Here is a 14,933-nt window from a genome sequence, read left to right on the forward strand (position 1 = left end):
ATTATGCAAAATCCTCGCTTCCAAATACAACTACCGAGGGATCCGGGATGCATATCAAGAAAGCGGCGGCGGCATGTGGCGTGGCGTTCCTGTTGAGCGCGTGCGGCGGGGTACAGAATCTCGACGCGAACAGCCTGACGTCGGCGGGGACCAGCCTGTTCAAGGCAGCGACGCTGTCGGACGCGGACATCGCCGCGCTGTCGAACGACTCGTGCAAGGCGAGCGACGCGGAATCGAAGGTCGCGGCACCGAACAGCGCGTACTCGAAGCGTCTGACGAAGGTGATGAAGGGCTTCGGCGACATGACGCTGAACGGCCAGAAGATCAACTACAAGGTCTACGTGACCAAGGACGTCAACGCGTGGGCGATGGGCAACGGTTGCGTGCGGGTGTACAGCGGCCTGATGGACATGATGAACGACGACGAATTGCGCGGCGTGATCGGTCATGAAATGGGCCACGTCGCACTGGGCCATTCGAAGAAGGCGATGCAGACGGCGTACGCGGTCAGCGCGGCGCGTACCGCGGCCGGCGCGGCTTCGCCGGGCGTCGCGGCACTGACGAGTTCGCAGCTCGGCGACATCACCGAGAAGTTCATCAACGCGCAGTTCTCGCAGACGCAGGAAAGCGCGGCCGACGACTACTCGTTCGACCTGATGAAGCAGAAGAAGATGAACCAGAAGGGCCTCGTCACCGCGTTCCAGAAGCTCGCGCAGCTCGATGGCGGCAAGAGCTCGATGATGAGCTCGCACCCGTCGTCGACGAGCCGTGCGCAGCACATCGAGGATCGCATCGCCAAGGGCAGCTGATCGCAGCTGATCGCCTCGTGCGGCGCCGGTGCGGTCCGCCCCGGCGTCCGGCACGATGAAGAAAAACCCCACGCTCGTTCGGGCGTGGGGTTTTCGTTTTTCGGCGATGCGCGCAACGACGGCGCGGCTTACGGCACCATCCCCGGCAGCACGTAGGCCTGCACGAGCGTGATCAGGCCGACGATCACCACGAACAGCAGGCTATGGCGCACCGTGAAGCGGAACAGCTCGGATTCCTTGCCGACGAGGCCCGTCGCCGCGCAGGCCACCGCGATCGACTGAGGCGAGATCATCTTCGCCGTCACGCCGCCCGTCGTGTTCGCGGCGACGGCGAGCGTTTCCGGCACGCCGAGCTGGTGCGCGGTCGTTTGCTGCAGCGAGCAGAACAGCGCATTCGACGACGTGTCCGAGCCCGTCAGGAACACGCCGAGCCAGCCGAGGAACGGCGAGAAGAACGGGAACGCGGCGCCGGTCGCGGCCAGCATCAGCGCGAGCGTCGATGACATCCCCGAGTAGTTCGCGACGAACGCGAACGCGAGCACGAGGCCGATCGACAGGATCGGGCGCGTGAGCTCCGCGAGCGTTTCGCCGAACGTGACGAGCGCATCGCGCGGCTTCATCCGCAACAGCGCCATCGAGATCAGCGCGGTCACGAGGATCGCGCTGCCGACCGCCGACACGAGATCGATCTTCAGCACGGCCTCGAGCGCCTTCGGCGTCGCGGCGATCGGTGCGGTTTTCACGACCAGCTGGTCGAGCCCCGCCACGTGGAACTTCAGCACGGTCGACGCCAGCGCGCCGTGCGCGGCGAACAGCGCCTTGAACGGCGCGATGCTCCACACGGTGACGACGGCGGTCAGGATCAGGAACGGCGACCATGCGCGCACGGTCTGCGCGAGCGTGTACGGCGACGCCTGACGGCTCATGCGTGCGCCCGCAACGTGGCCGCCCGCACCGTGGCCGCCCAGCGCCACGGCGCCGCCGGACGCGACGATGCCGCCGGCCGTCTGCTTCGCGCTGCTCGGCTGCCACACCTTCAGGAACGCGGCGAGCGCGACCAGGCTGACGAGCGACGACGTGATGTCCGGCAGCTCGGGCCCGATGTGGTTCGACGTGAAGTACTGCGTGATCGCGAAGCTGCCGCCCGCGACGAGCGCGGCCGGCCACGTCTGCCGCACGCCGCGCAGCCCGTCCATCATGAACACGAGCCAGAACGGCACCGCGAGCGACAGCAGCGGCAACTGGCGGCCGGCCATCGCGCCGATGTGCATGGGGTCGATGCCCGTCACCTGCCCGGCGACGATGATCGGAATGCCCATCGCGCCGAACGCGACCGGCGCGGTGTTTGCAATTAGACACAATCCTGCCGCGTGCAGCGGCTTGAAGCCGAGGCCGACCAGCAGCGCGGCCGTGATCGCGACCGGCGCGCCGAAACCGGCGGCACCTTCGAGGAAGGCGCCGAACGAGAAGCCGATCAGCAGCATCTGCAGCCGCTGGTCGTCGGTGATCGACAGCACCGACGCGCGGATGACGTCGAACTGGCCGGTCTTCACGACAATCTTGTACAGGAACACGGCCGCGACGATGATCCACGCGATCGGCCACAGCCCGTACGCGAAGCCGAAGCCGGCCGCCGCGAGCGCCTGCGGCGCGGGCATGCCGTACGCGAGGATCGCGACGCCGAGCGACAGCAGCAGCGTGATCGCGGCGGCGACGTGGCCCTTCATCCGCAGCGCGGCGAGCGCGACGAAAAAGAAGATGATCGGAATTGCGGCGACGAGTGCCGACAGCCCTAGGCTGCCGAGCGGGGTGTAGATCTGATGCCAAACCTGCATGGGTGTCTCCTCCATGGATTTCTGTGGGTACGGGTTTGAAAACGGACGGGCTATTCGGGCTGGCCGCGTGCGCGCAGCAGGTCGGAGAGGCTGCGCGGCGCGGGCTCGAGCGGCGTGCGGTGCCGGGTCCAGCCCATCTGCTTCGCAGGCGTCAGCGCGCGCAGCCGTGTCGCGGTCCAGCGGAATGCGCGATACGCGCGCGGATGCGCGAACGCGCCCGACCAGAAGCGCCATACGAGCTCTTCCGCGCGGGTGTAGTTCGCGCCCTGGCCGCGCAGCGGGTGCGCGACGGCTTCGTCGGGCTTGCGGTTCGCCTCGGCGCGCAGCCGCACGAGCAATTGCGGGATCGGAATGCGGACCGGGCACACCTCGCCGCATGCGCCGCACAGCGTCGACGCGGTCGGCAGGTCGGCCGTCGCGTCGAGGCCGAGCAGGTGCGGCGAGATGATCTTGCCGATCGGGCCCGGGTAGGTGGTGCCGTACGCGTGGCCGCCGATGCGCGTATAGACGGGGCAGTGGTTCATGCACGCGCCGCAGCGGATGCACTGCAGCGTCGCGCGCAGTTGTTCGTCCGCGTAGGCCTGCGTGCGGCCGTTGTCGAGCAGCACGAGGTGCAGCTCGCGCGGGCCGTCGCGTTCGCCGTCGCGGCGCGGGCCGGAAATCAGGTTGAAATACGTCGTGATCGCCTGGCCGGTCGCCGAGCGCGTGAGCAGGCTCGACAGCGGCACGATGTGCTCGAGCTTCTCGACGACCTTCTCGATCCCCATGATCGCGACGTGCGTGTCGGGCACGGTCGTCGACAGCCGGCCGTTGCCTTCGTTCTCGACGAGCCACAGCGTGCCCGTGTCGGCCGCCGCGAAGTTCACGCCCGACAGGCCGATGTCGGCTTCGGCGAACGCGCGGCGCAGCGCGCGCCGGCCGGTCTGGATCAGCTCGTCGACGTCCTCCGTGTAGCGCGTGTCGGGGATGTGCTGCTCGAACAGCCCGGCGATGTCGCGGCGCGTCTTGTGGATCGCCGGCATCACGATGTGCGACGGCTTCTCGCCCGCGAGCTGCACGATGAACTCGCCCATGTCGGACTCGATGCAGTCGACGCCGTGATCGGCGAGGTAATGGTTCAGCTCGATTTCCTCGCTCGCCATCGACTTGCCCTTGATCACGCGGCGCGCGTTCCTTGCCTGCGCGATGCCGAGCACGATCGTGTTCGCGTCGGCGGCCGTCTCGGCCCAGTGCACGTGCACGCCGGCCTCGGTCAGCTTCGCTTCCAGCCGCTCGAGCAGCGTCGGCAGTTGCGCGAGCGCATGCTGCCGCACGGCTTCGCCGAGATCGCGCAGTTGCTGCAGCTCGGTGTCGTCGGGGAACTGGGTCGCGCGCTTGCCTTGCAGGAAGTCCATCGCGCCGCGGAAGCTGCTGCGCAGCGCGGGATCGTCGAGCGCGGCGCGCGCGCGGGCCTTGAAGTCGCCGGGGGCGACGAATTGAAGCGGTCGGTCGCTCATCGCGGCAGGTCCTGGCAGGCGGTTGGGCTCGGTTCGGCGGTGGCCGGTCCGGTGACGATCACGACCCAGAGGTGGCGCGGGCCGTGTGCGCCGTACGCGAGGGTCTGCTGGATATCGGAGGTTTTCGACGGGCCCGATACCAGCACGACGTTGGTCGGCATGCCGGCGTGCCAGCGTTCCGCGTGCACGGCTGCATGAAGATCCGCGTGCAGCGTGTTCGCATGCACCAGCGCGATGTGCAGCGGCGGCACCAGCGATACCGTGCGCGGCGTGCCGGGATCGGGTGCGAGCACGACGGTGCCGGTTGCCGCGATGCCCGAGCGCGCGACGGTGAAGCCCGCATCGATGGTCGCGAACAGTTCGGCCTTCCACGCGTCGATCGGACGGTCGAACGGCACCGGCGCAACCGTGTCGGGCAGCGCGCGGGCGAGCGCCGCGGATTCGGCGCGGGCCGGATCGAGCAGCAAGCGGCGCACGCCGGCTTCGGCGAGACGCGCGGCAAGCTGCGCGGGCCACGCATCGGCGCTGGCGCACCAGACGTCCGCGTGCGATGCGGCGAGCGCGGCCTGCATCGTCTGCGCGAGTGCGTGAGGATCGCGGGCAAGCGGCGCGCGCCGTGCCGCGTAATGCGTGTCGATGCGCGCATCGAGCGCGGGCGCGGCGCCCGCGGCGACGCCGGGAGCCGCGTTGCGCAGGCGCGCGAGGATGGCGTCGCGCGCGCTCATTGCTGGTCTCCGCGCAGCGACGGGGCGCCGGCCGTGCGGCGCCACAGGAAGCTCGCGAGATGCTCGACGGGCAGCGCCGCGCCGGCCTTGGCCGCGGCGTGGCCGATGTTCAGCAGGCAGCCGCAGTCTGCCGACACGAGCCGGTCGCAGCCGGTCGCGCAGGCCGACGCGACCTTGTCGTGCACCATCGCGCCGGAAATGTCGGGATGCTTCAGCGAGAACGTGCCGCCGAAGCCGCAGCATTCGGATTCGCGCTCATGTTCGATGCGCGTGACGCCGGGCAGCGCGTCGACGAGCGCGACGCCATGCGCGCGGGTCCCCATCTCGCGACGCGCCGCGCACGACGTGTGCAGCACCACGCGTTCTTCCGGGCCGGCGTTCGGGGGGACGGCGTCCAGTCGCACGTCGAGCACGTGGACGAGGAATTCCGTGAGTTCGTAGGTACGTTCCGCGATCGCGCGGGCCTGCGGGCCGTGCACGGGATCGTCGGCGAAGAGCGCCGGCCAGTGGTGCCGGATCATGCCCGCGCAGGAGCCCGACGGCACGATCACGGGCCACGGCGCGCCGAACAGGTCGAGCTGGGCGGCCGCGACGCGGCGCGCTTCGTCGGGATTGCCGCTGCTGTAGGCCGGCTGTCCGCAGCAGCTCTGGCCGCGCGGATAGTGGACGGTCAGGCCTTCGCGTTCCAGCAGGCGAACCGCGTCGAGCCCGGCTTCGGGGACGAACAGGTCGACCAGGCAGGTCGCGAACAGATAGACGTGCGCGGGCGGGGTGGCGGGGTGGGGCCTTGTGTTCATGTCTCGCTCCAGGGGCGGCCGCCCGGCATCCGAATGCAGGGCGACGATTTCGCTGCATAATTCCCGCGACGGCGCCGCAGCTCAAATTGGTTGGGCCAATCGGCGCGACGGACATTCCGGATGGAGAGGCGGCGATGGCGGCGATGACAGCACGGGGCCGGACCGAAGTGGTGATGCGCAAGATCGAGACGGCGCTGCTCGACGGCACGTGGCCGGCCGGCGCGCGGCTGCCGGCCGAGCGCGTGCTCGCGCAGCAGTACGGCGTGGCGCGCAATACGGTGCGCGAGGCGACCCAGCGGCTCGTCGCGCGCGGGTTGTTGCAGAGCCGGCGCGGCGCGGGCGTCTACGCGACGGATCAGTTGCGCGCCGGCATCGCGTCGCCGTGGGGCCAGCTGGTCGCCGACCATCCGGCGCTGCGCGACGACATCCTCGAATTCCGCCGCGTGCTCGAAGGCGCGACCGCGTATTTCGCCGCGCTGCGCGCCGATGCGAACGACCGGCGCCGGATCCGTACGCTGCTGCGCGAGCTCGAAACCGCGCATGCGAACGGGGATGCGGCGGTCGAGGCGTCGACCGACGCGAAGCTGCACGAGGCGATCGCGCTCGCGTCGCACAACACGATGTTCCTGCACCTGCACACGAGCGTGATCGGAATGTTGCGCGAGCACATTTCGATCAACGTCGCGGGGATGACGACGCACGACGAACAGGCGTCCGAGCTGCTGTTGCTGCAGCACCGCGTGGTGTGCGACGCGATCTGCGCGCACCGGCCCGAGGAGGCGCGCACCGCGATGCAGACCCATATCGACTACGTGCGCAGCCACTTCGAGCGAAGCGGCGATATGCCGTGAGATTGGTTGGGCCACAGCCGCGGGAGGCCCGGCCGACGGGCGCCCGCGCGCCGCGGTTCGCGGTCCGGCGGGCACCGTGCATCGCGCAGGCACGCGGCCTGGCGGCGGCGCGCGAACCGGCCGCGCGATTGACCGGTTCGTCCGGCGCCCACTAGAATCGGCCGGAACCGCCCGTCAGCCGCGCGCCGCGGCGATTGCGGACCCATTGATCCGCCTGTCGAGGAAGCTCTCGTGCTCACGTCTTTGATCCGGCGCGCGCCGGCCGCGCTCACGTGGCGCGCCGTGTGCCGCCCGGCCCGCGCGCTGGCCGTCTGCGTGCTGCTATCGCTGGTCGCCGCCTGCGCGACGCATCCGCCCGCCACGTCCCTCGATCGTCCCGTCTCGCACGCGTTGCCGCCCGATGCCGCGACGCCGCTGCGCGCTGCACTGGTCGCGCCGGAAGCCGCGCACCCCGGCCAGTCGGGCTTCCGGCTGTTGCCCGAAGGCGCCACCGCGCTGCAGATGCGCATCGCGCTCGCGCGCGCAGCGACCAAGACGCTCGACATGCAGTACTACATCGCGACCGAGGACACGACCGGCAAGCTGCTGCTCGGCGCCGCGCTGTACGCGGCCGATCGCGGCGTGCGCGTGCGGATGCTGGTCGACGACCTGAACTTCCGCGACATCGACCGCATCATGGCCGCGCTCAATACGCATCCGAACATCGAGATCCGCGTGTTCAACCCGTTCGGCGCGTCGCAGCACGGGATGGTCGAGCGCACGGCCAACTTCTTCACGCGCATCGACAACTTCACGCGCCGGATGCACAACAAGGCGATGATCGCGGACAACCAGCTCGCGATCGTCGGCGGCCGCAACCTCGGCGACGAATACTTCAGCGCGAGCCCGACGCTGCAGTTCCGCGATCTCGACGTGCTGGCCGCCGGGCCCGTGACGAACGACATCTCGAAGAGCTTCGACGACTACTGGGCGAGCCCGAGCAGCTATCCGCTGCGCGTGCTGAATCATCAGTCGTTCGACGCGAAGGATCTCGATGCGATGCGCGACGAGTTGCGCGATCACTGGCGCAAGAACGCCGATCCGTACAACGCGAAGCCGCTGAACGCGACGCCGCTCGCGCAGCAGATCGCGCGCGACGAGCTCGAGCTCGTGTGGGCGCCGACCGAATTCAAGGTCGACGCGCCATCGAAGGTCGCGCGGCCGACCGAGACCTACGTGAGCCCGCCGATGCAGCGCCTCGCCGAGCTGACGCGCTCCGCGCAAAAGGAGTTCCTCGCGTTTTCGCCGTACTTCGTGCCGCACGACGCGGGCGTGAAGATTCTCGGCGACATGACCGCGCGCGGCGTGCGCGTCGCGATCGTCACCAACTCGCTCGCCGCGACCGACGCGGTCGCCGTGCAGGCCGGCTACGCGCCGTATCGCGTGCCGCTGCTGCAGCGCGGCGTCGAGCTGTACGAATTCAAGGCGCAGGCGGGCCCGCCGCGTGCGCGCCTGTTCGGCTCGCGTTCGCGGGCGAGCCTGCATTCGAAGGCGTACGTGATCGACCGGCAGATCCTCGTGATCGGCTCGTTGAATCTCGACCCGCGTTCCGCGCACCTGAATACGGAGCTGGCGCTCGTGATCCACAGCCCGACGATCGCGCAGCAGGCCGCGGCGATGTTCGCGCGAGCGACGCAGCCCGACGAAAGCTATCGCCTGAGCGTCGTCGCGCCGGCGGGGTGGGGCGCGCCCGAACTCGAGTGGACCGGGTTGGACAACGGCACGATGACCACCTATCACGTCGATCCGCGCGCGGGGCTGCTGCGCAATCTGATGACCGGCGTGTTCACGCTGCTGCCGGTGGACGACCAGTTGTAAGGGCCGGAACGGCTCGGGTCAAACCCGCGATACCGGTGCGCGGGCAAAGGTGATATGGTTGTGTGCGCAACGATATGCGTATCGTGAAGCGCGCGGCCGGATCGCTCGCGCAATGCGGGCCGGAACGGCGCCGAACGCCGCGCCGTACATCCGCAGTGCGCGCCGCATGCGGCGCCGGCCGACGCTGGACGATGCGCGCCGCGGCCCGTGCCGGCCGCGCACCCGCAACCGGAGTTCCCCATGCAACGTGTACCGAATCAGCCGTTCGCGCGTCCCGCGCGCTTCTCCGAAGCCGAATGGCAGGCGCGTGTGCAGCTCGCGGCCGCCTACCGCATCTTCGACACCCTCGGCTGGACCGAGCTGATCTACAACCATATCTCGCTGCGCGTGCCGGGCGAGGACGGCCATTTCCTGATCAACCCGTTCGGGCTCCATTACCGCGAAGTGTGCGCGTCGAACCTCGTGAAGATCGACATCGACGGCAACGTGATCGGCCATTCCGACTGGCCGATCAACCCGGCCGGCTTCACGTTTCACAGCGCGATCCATGCGGCGCTCCCCGATGCGCACTGCGTGATGCACGTGCACACGACGCCGACGATGGCCGTGTGCTGTTCGCGCGACGGGCTGTCGTTCTCCAATTTCTACTCGGCGCAGCTGTACGGGAAGATTGCGTATCACGACTTCGAAGGCATCACCGTGCATCTCGAAGAAGGGCGGCGCATCGTCGAGAGCGCGGGCGGGCGGCCCGTGCTGCTGCTGCGCAATCACGGGCCGGTGACGATCGGCACGACGCTCGCTCAGACGTTCTCGCTGATGTGGCTGCTCAACCGTGCGTGCGAGGTGCAGGTCGCGACGCATGCGATCGGTGACGCGTTGCCGATTGCGCCGCCCGTACTCGAAGGGTGCGTGCGCGATTCGCTGAATTTCGATCCGAAGCACGGCGCCGGGCAGGACGCGTTCGACGCGCTGCAGCGCATCGTCGACCGGATCGATCCCGGCTATCGCGCGTGATGCGGGCGGCGCGCGCCGGCTAGAAGCGGTAGCCGACGCCGGCCTGGATCACGTCGGTGTCGCGGTCGTAGCGCGTGACCACGCGATTCCACGTGACGCGTGTGAGCCAGCGATCGGAGATCCGGTAGCTGGCCGAGATCGACACGATGCCGGAGAACCGGCCGTCGCCGGGGCCCGGCTGGCCTTCGCGGTTGCGCTGGTTGACGGTGAAATACGCGCCGGCGCCGGCCGACAGCGTGACCTTGTCGTTCAGGAACGCGCGCGTGAGCCAGAGTTCCGATGCGATCCCGTTGCGGCGGACCGCCTGTTTCGCGCCTTCGTACATCCACGTCGCGGTCCAGTCGATCGACCGCGTGAGGCCGCGTCGATATTCGAGGCTGCCGCCGAGCGTCGACGGCGACGAGCGGCTGTTCAGGATCGTCTCGCCGAGCATGGCGGTCACTTCGTTGTTGGTGACCTTGCGCGTGCGCGGCGGCGCGGTGTCGCGCGGGCCGGGCGTAGCGGGCGCGTCGAGCTGGTAGCCGACGCCGAACATCACCGACGTCGTGTCGGGGCCGCCGAATATCTGCGCGCGATTGAGCTGGAGCTGCGCGATCCAGCGGTGCGACGTGTAGTACGCGGCGCGCACGCTCATCAGTACGCCCCAGCCGTGCGTGTTCGAGTAGCCACGACCCTCGGCGGCCGGCACCGTGTCGAAGTAGCGATACGGGCCGGCGCCGGCCGACAGCACGAAGCGACGGTTCTCGAGCGGCACGCGGCCCCAGAACTGGATTGCCTGGCCATCGCGATGGTGATTCGGAATGTGCCCCTCGTTGAACCAGGTGAAGCCGAGCGCAGTGTGCGCGCTCAGGCCTTCCTGATAGTCGAACGCCCATGAATACGTGCGGTCGTCGCCACCCCACAGCGAACCGGCGAACAGCGAGAATTCCTGCGCATCGGCGGGCGCGCCGTACAGCGCCGCTGCGGCGCAGAGGCCCGCCATCATCGGGGGGACACAGCCACGGACACGGACGGCGACGGGCGGGCGGCGTAGCGGGGTACGGGCCGGCACGGTTCACTCTCCAGTCACGACAATACGCGCTCCATTTTCGTGTGCAGGCCAGCCCGTGTCGACGCGGGTTTGCACAATAACCTGTTACGTATCGTGATAGCGCGCGGTGGGCGGCGTCGCGTCGCACGCAGGTCGGCGGCACGAGGTCCGATGCGGAAGCCGGACCGCGAAAATTGATTGGTGATGCTTGGTAATCCGGCGAGAGCCGCGTGCATGGCGACGCCGGCGTGGCCCGCATGCGATGCGCAACGGGCGAAAAAAAACGCGGCCGGATGGCCGCGTGAATACTCGCAGACTCCTTCGGACGAAGGAAACAAGCAACTGTGAGACGAAGTGTAGCGAAACGCCGCGAGCGGATTCAGGGCCCGCGCTGCAAAGGTCTGTTCCTGGTTGCGGCAGGCTGCCGGATCCGCGCCGATCGACTACCATCATGGAGCGTCACCGGCCGGGTGGCGTACCACGTCGTACAAGGAGGATTCATGCCGAAGCTGCGTTTGCTCCAGATGGCGTTACTCGCGGGCGTGCTGGCCGCCGGCAGCGCCGCCGCCGAAACGGTGCGCCTGTCCGCCAACCTGCAACCGTCGAGCGAAGTGCCGCCGACCGCGACGAAAGGCTCCGGCGCGGTCGACGCCACCTACGACACGGCCAGCCACCTGCTGCAGTGGACGGTGACTTACGAACACCTCACGGGGCCGGCGACCGCCGCGCATTTCCACGGGCCCGCACCGGTCGGCCAGAACGCGGGCGTGCAGGTGCCGATTCCGAAGGACGAGCTCGCGAGCCCGATCAAGGGATCGAAGGAACTCACCGACACGCAGGTCGCCGCGCTGATGAGCGGCAAGTGGTACTTCAACATCCACACGAAGGAGCACCCGTCCGGCGAGATCCGCGGCCAGATGATGCCGGCGAACTGACGCGAGCCGGGCGGCGCGTTTGATCCAGAGCGTCGCGTCGAGCGGCGCCGGAGCGCGCGCACCTGCCATCGTCACATGTGAGGACGGAGTGCGTTCGATGAGTTGGCAAAGCAGGTTCGCGTGCTGGCTGCTGCGGCGGCAGTTTCGTCCCGAGACCACGCGTCCGGTGCTCGATCCTGCCCGCGCGCGGCGCTTCGCGGATCTCAGGACGGTTGTGCCGCGCCGCGTGCCATCGGGCTACCGGCTGCGCGAATGCTACGGCCCCGGCGATGCACCGCTGCGCGGCGAGTGGCTCGAACGCGCCGACGCGGCGCCCGCGCGCGGGCCGGGCCGCACGCTGCTGTACTTCCACGGCGGCGGCTACTACTTCTGTTCGACGAAAACCCATCGGCCGATCGTATTCGGCCTGACGAAGCGCGCGGGCGGGCGCTCGTTCTCGCTCGCTTACCGCCTTGCGCCCGAGCACCGCTTCCCGGCCGCGCTCGACGACGCGCTCGCCGCGTACCGCCAATTGCTCGCGCTCGGCACGCCGCCCGAATCGATCGTGTTCGGCGGCGACTCGGCGGGCGGTGGCCTCGCGCTTGCGACGCTCGTCGCGCTGCGCGATCGCGGCGAACCGCTGCCGGCCGGTGCGATCCTGTTCTCGCCGTGGACGGACCTGGCCGGCACGGGCGACACGATGCGCACCAACGACGGCCGCGACCCGATGTTCGCGGGCGCGGCGCTGCCGAACGCGGCCAAGCTGTACCTGGGGGACGAGGCGGCGACGCATCCGTACGCGTCGCCGTTCTATGCGGATTTCACCGGGCTGCCGCCGCTGTACATCCAGGTCGGCAGCACCGAAGTGCTGCTCGACGATTCGCGCCGCGTCGCCGACCACGCGAAGGCGGCCGGCGTGCCGGTCGAGATCGAGATCTGGCCGGACATGCCGCACGTGTGGCAGCTCTATACGCCGATGGTGCCGGAGGCGCGCGATGCACTCGACCGGGCGGCCGCGTTCCTGCGCCGCGTCGCGGTCGAACCGGCGGTTCAGCCCGCCGGCGACGCGTCGATCGCCTGATACGCGGCCTTCACGGCCACCGTGCCGTACTTGCGCTCGAGGCGGCGCACGGTGAAGTGGCCGTGCGCCATCTGCTGGAAGTGGTCGATGAACAGCGTGTTCACCGTCGCGCCGAGCACCGCGCCGATCGCCGGGATCGACTTCGCGGCCATCTGCTCGGTCACCTGCACCGAGAAGCGTGACGCCACCGTCTGCACGAGCTTGAACACTGCCGCCGAGCCGTGCGCGGCGATCCCTTTCGCGGTGATGTCCGACGACGCCTTCGAAATCGCCTGCGCGAGCGCGCCGCGCAGCACGAAGTAGCCGAGATCGGCCTCGTCTTCGTGCTTGTCCGCGGTGCTCCCCATGCCGAGCACGGCCAGGCACTGCAGCTGCGTATCCACCGAACCCAGATCCTCGCCCTCGCTGCGCGCGACGTCGCACACCGAGCGGAAGATCAGCGTGGTCGTCACCGGCAGCTCGACCGGCAGCGCGAGGAAGCCGAACGCGCCGCCCGCCGCGCCGGTCGTCGCGACCGCGAGCTTGTGCAGCAGGTTGCTCGGCTTCTCCGGTTCGGCATCGGGCGTCTGCGGCTTGCCCAGCGTGCGCAGCGCGATGTTCAGGCACTTGCGCAGCGCGAGCTGCGTCGCGTCGTTGATCTTGCCGGTCGCGAAGTCCGGCAGCCGCGCGATCATTTTCTCGACCGGCGCGCCCAGCACGCGCGTGAGCTTCATCGTCAGCGACGGGCTTTCCAGCACCTGTTTCGCGCGCCGCAGCGCGTCCTGATCTTCCGGCGACAGCGGCGCGCCAGGCGTGATTGAAATCGGTTCCATCTTTCTCCTTCTCGGCCGGGCCGGCCCTGAACCCTCGCCAACCTAGATTACTCCGCCATGCTAGAATTTTGAGATTATTTGACTCGTCAAAAGTTGCGCCAACAAAAAATGGCCGTCCATACTGCCGCCCACCATTCGAGCGGGCAAGTCCTGCCGTTCCGGGAATCGCTGCTGGCGATGATCGGGATCTCGTTCGTCACCATGCTCGTCGCGCTCGACCAGACGGTCGTCGGCACCGCGCTGCCGACCATCGTCGCCGAGTTGCGGGGCTTCGACCTGTACGCGTGGGTCGCGACGTCGTACCTGCTCAGTTCCGTGATTACCGTGCCGATCTTCGGCCGGCTCGGCGACTATTACGGCCGCAAGCCGTTCGTGATCGTGTCGATCGTCGTGTTCACCGGCGCGTCGGTGCTGTGCGGGATGGCCAACGACATGCTGTACCTCGTGCTCGCGCGCGGCCTGCAGGGGATCGGCGGCGGGATGCTGGTCGGCACCGCGTTCGCGTGCATTCCCGACCTGTTCCCCGATTCCGTCGTGCGGCTGCGCTGGCAGGTGCTGATGAGCTCCGCGTTCGGCATCGCGAACGCGGTCGGGCCGTCGCTCGGCGGGTTCCTGACCCAGTCGTTCGGCTGGCGCTCGGTGTTCTACGTGAACCTGCCGATCGGCATCCTGTCGCTGTTGTTCGTGTGGCGCTACCTGCCGCACCTGCGGCACGTCGAGCACGACCGCAAGATGCGGCTCGACTGGCCCGGCGCGCTGTTGATCGCGCTGTCGCTCGGCGCGCTGCAGCTGTTTGTCGAATGGCTGCCGAAGTACGGCGTGATGAGCTGGGCGTCGCTGCTGCTGGTCGTCGCGGTCGGCGCGGGCATCGGCTTGTGGCACTGGGAAAAGCGCTGCGCGCAGCCGATCCTGCCGTTCGACATGTTCGGCAACCGCGCGCTGTCCGCGCTGTTCGTGCTCGCGATCCTCGCCGGCTTCTCGATGTTCTCGCTGCTGTTCTACGCGCCGCTGCTGTTCCAGGGCGGCTTCGGGATGTCGCCGAAGGAGGCGGGGCTCGTGATCACGCCGCTCGTCGTGTTCATTACGATCGGCAGCATCATGAACGGCCGCGTCGTCACGCGCATCCGCAATCCGAACGCGATGCTGCACGTCGGTTTCGTGCTGTTCGCGATCGCGTGCGCGGGCGTCGTCGTGTCGACGCATACGACGCCGACCTGGGTGCTGATGGCGCTGATGGTGTCGGGCGGCATCGGCCTGGGCTTCGTGCTGCCGAACCTCACCGTGTTCGCGCAGCAGACGGCCGGCCGCGAGCATCTCGGCATCGCGACCGCGCTGCTGCAGTCGCTGCGGATGGTCGGCGGGATGATCGGCACCGCGCTGACGGGCACGCTCGTCAACCAGCTGTATTCGAGCGGCGTGCGCGACGCGCTGTCGAGCGACCACGCACTGCAGTGGCATGCGCAGCTCGCCGATCCGCAGATCCTGATCGACCGCGCGGCGCAGGGCGGCCTCGTCGCGGCGCTCACGCGCGCCGGGCATAATGGCGCGCTGCTGCTGGAAGCGGCCCGCGAATCGCTGGTCGGCGCGATTCACGTGGGCGTCGCGATGGCGGCCGTCGTTGCCGTCGTGTCGGTGTGGCAGTGCCGCCGCGTGCCGCCGATCGCGCTGCGGCGCAAAGTCGAGCCGCATGTCGCGGCCGATTGATCGATTGA

Annotated in this window: 13 protein-coding genes; 7 read left to right on the forward strand and 6 right to left on the reverse strand. The window is 68.9% G+C overall.

All coding sequences use genetic code 11. The features are described 5' to 3' along the window. Positions 1-47 precede the first annotated feature (47 nt). Positions 48-809, forward strand: coding sequence for a M48 family metalloprotease (locus O1Q03_RS32170; RefSeq protein WP_269508577.1), 762 nt, complete (start codon positions 48-50; stop codon positions 807-809). Between the two features lie 128 nt (positions 810-937). On the opposite strand, the gene O1Q03_RS32175 is transcribed toward O1Q03_RS32170, so the two are convergent. The 4 genes from O1Q03_RS32175 to O1Q03_RS32190 are packed head-to-tail and all read right to left on the reverse strand — an operon-like array spanning position 938 to position 5,662. Continuing rightward, a complete protein-coding gene (locus O1Q03_RS32175) occupies positions 938-2,644 on the reverse strand; it encodes a lactate permease LctP family transporter (RefSeq protein ID WP_269508579.1) in 1,707 nt (568 codons plus the stop codon). 50 nt (positions 2,645-2,694) lie between these two features. Next, positions 2,695-4,140, reverse strand: coding sequence for a LutB/LldF family L-lactate oxidation iron-sulfur protein (locus O1Q03_RS32180; RefSeq protein WP_269508581.1), 1,446 nt, complete (start codon positions 4,138-4,140; stop codon positions 2,695-2,697). Continuing rightward, complete coding sequence (locus O1Q03_RS32185) at positions 4,137-4,865, reverse strand: LutC/YkgG family protein (protein ID WP_269508584.1); 729 nt, start codon at positions 4,863-4,865, stop codon at positions 4,137-4,139. Before O1Q03_RS32185 ends, O1Q03_RS32180 begins: the two co-directional genes overlap by 4 nt. After that, positions 4,862-5,662, reverse strand: coding sequence for a (Fe-S)-binding protein (locus O1Q03_RS32190; RefSeq protein ID WP_269508587.1), 801 nt, complete (start codon positions 5,660-5,662; stop codon positions 4,862-4,864). The genes O1Q03_RS32185 and O1Q03_RS32190 overlap by 4 nt, the downstream gene beginning before the upstream one ends. A 134-nt stretch (positions 5,663-5,796) precedes the next feature. On the opposite strand from O1Q03_RS32190, the gene O1Q03_RS32195 reads away from it, so the two are divergent. From O1Q03_RS32195 to O1Q03_RS32205, 3 genes are all read left to right on the forward strand, one after another. Beyond that, positions 5,797-6,513: a FadR/GntR family transcriptional regulator gene (locus O1Q03_RS32195; RefSeq protein ID WP_269508590.1), complete on the forward strand. Its 717-nt coding sequence runs from the start codon at positions 5,797-5,799 to the stop codon at positions 6,511-6,513. Between the two features lie 231 nt (positions 6,514-6,744). Next, entirely contained in the window at positions 6,745-8,370 is a 1,626-nt protein-coding gene (locus O1Q03_RS32200; RefSeq protein ID WP_269508593.1) for a phospholipase D family protein, read from the forward strand. 240 nt (positions 8,371-8,610) lie between these two features. Next, positions 8,611-9,384 (forward strand): class II aldolase/adducin family protein, encoded by a 774-nt coding sequence (locus O1Q03_RS32205; protein ID WP_269508596.1) that lies wholly within the window; start codon positions 8,611-8,613, stop codon positions 9,382-9,384. A 19-nt stretch (positions 9,385-9,403) separates the two neighbouring features. On the opposite strand, the gene O1Q03_RS32210 is transcribed toward O1Q03_RS32205, so the two are convergent. Then, a complete protein-coding gene (locus tag O1Q03_RS32210) occupies positions 9,404-10,369 on the reverse strand; it encodes a hypothetical protein (protein ID WP_269508599.1) in 966 nt (321 codons plus the stop codon). Positions 10,370-10,914: 545 nt separating this feature from the next. Between O1Q03_RS32210 and O1Q03_RS32215 the strand changes: the two genes are divergently transcribed. After that, entirely contained in the window at positions 10,915-11,349 is a 435-nt protein-coding gene (locus tag O1Q03_RS32215) for a CHRD domain-containing protein (protein WP_269508602.1), read from the forward strand. 97 nt (positions 11,350-11,446) lie between these two features. Beyond that, a complete protein-coding gene (locus O1Q03_RS32220; protein WP_269508604.1) occupies positions 11,447-12,409 on the forward strand; it encodes an alpha/beta hydrolase in 963 nt (320 codons plus the stop codon). Here the strand turns inward: O1Q03_RS32220 and O1Q03_RS32225 are convergent. Further along, entirely contained in the window at positions 12,379-13,221 is an 843-nt protein-coding gene (locus O1Q03_RS32225; protein ID WP_269508606.1) for an EcsC family protein, read from the reverse strand. The genes O1Q03_RS32220 and O1Q03_RS32225 overlap by 31 nt on opposite strands. A gap of 108 nt (positions 13,222-13,329) precedes the next feature. On the opposite strand from O1Q03_RS32225, the gene O1Q03_RS32230 reads away from it, so the two are divergent. Further along, positions 13,330-14,925, forward strand: a complete 1,596-nt coding sequence (locus tag O1Q03_RS32230; RefSeq protein ID WP_269508609.1) for an MDR family MFS transporter — start codon at positions 13,330-13,332, stop codon at positions 14,923-14,925. Positions 14,926-14,933 lie beyond the last annotated feature (8 nt).

This window comes from Burkholderia sp. IMCC1007 (assembly GCF_027257875.1).
Lineage (GTDB): Bacteria > Pseudomonadota > Gammaproteobacteria > Burkholderiales > Burkholderiaceae > Burkholderia.

What these genes read in the sequence shown, in the direction of transcription:
- O1Q03_RS32210 (WP_269508599.1), bottom strand. Translation starts at nt 10,369, where the DNA reads ATGATGGCGGGCCTCTGCGCCGCAGCGGCGCTGTACGGCGCGCCCGCC.
- O1Q03_RS32180 (WP_269508581.1), bottom strand. Translation starts at nt 4,140, where the DNA reads ATGAGCGACCGACCGCTTCAATTCGTCGCCCCCGGCGACTTCAAGGCC.
- O1Q03_RS32230 (WP_269508609.1), top strand. Translation starts at nt 13,330, where the DNA reads ATGGCCGTCCATACTGCCGCCCACCATTCGAGCGGGCAAGTCCTGCCG.
- O1Q03_RS32175 (WP_269508579.1), bottom strand. Translation starts at nt 2,644, where the DNA reads ATGCAGGTTTGGCATCAGATCTACACCCCGCTCGGCAGCCTAGGGCTG.
- O1Q03_RS32205 (WP_269508596.1), top strand. Translation starts at nt 8,611, where the DNA reads ATGCAACGTGTACCGAATCAGCCGTTCGCGCGTCCCGCGCGCTTCTCC.
- O1Q03_RS32170 (WP_269508577.1), top strand. Translation starts at nt 48, where the DNA reads ATGCATATCAAGAAAGCGGCGGCGGCATGTGGCGTGGCGTTCCTGTTG.
- O1Q03_RS32215 (WP_269508602.1), top strand. Translation starts at nt 10,915, where the DNA reads ATGCCGAAGCTGCGTTTGCTCCAGATGGCGTTACTCGCGGGCGTGCTG.
- O1Q03_RS32195 (WP_269508590.1), top strand. Translation starts at nt 5,797, where the DNA reads ATGGCGGCGATGACAGCACGGGGCCGGACCGAAGTGGTGATGCGCAAG.
- O1Q03_RS32185 (WP_269508584.1), bottom strand. Translation starts at nt 4,865, where the DNA reads ATGAGCGCGCGCGACGCCATCCTCGCGCGCCTGCGCAACGCGGCTCCC.
- O1Q03_RS32220 (WP_269508604.1), top strand. Translation starts at nt 11,447, where the DNA reads ATGAGTTGGCAAAGCAGGTTCGCGTGCTGGCTGCTGCGGCGGCAGTTT.
- O1Q03_RS32225 (WP_269508606.1), bottom strand. Translation starts at nt 13,221, where the DNA reads ATGGAACCGATTTCAATCACGCCTGGCGCGCCGCTGTCGCCGGAAGAT.
- O1Q03_RS32190 (WP_269508587.1), bottom strand. Translation starts at nt 5,662, where the DNA reads ATGAACACAAGGCCCCACCCCGCCACCCCGCCCGCGCACGTCTATCTG.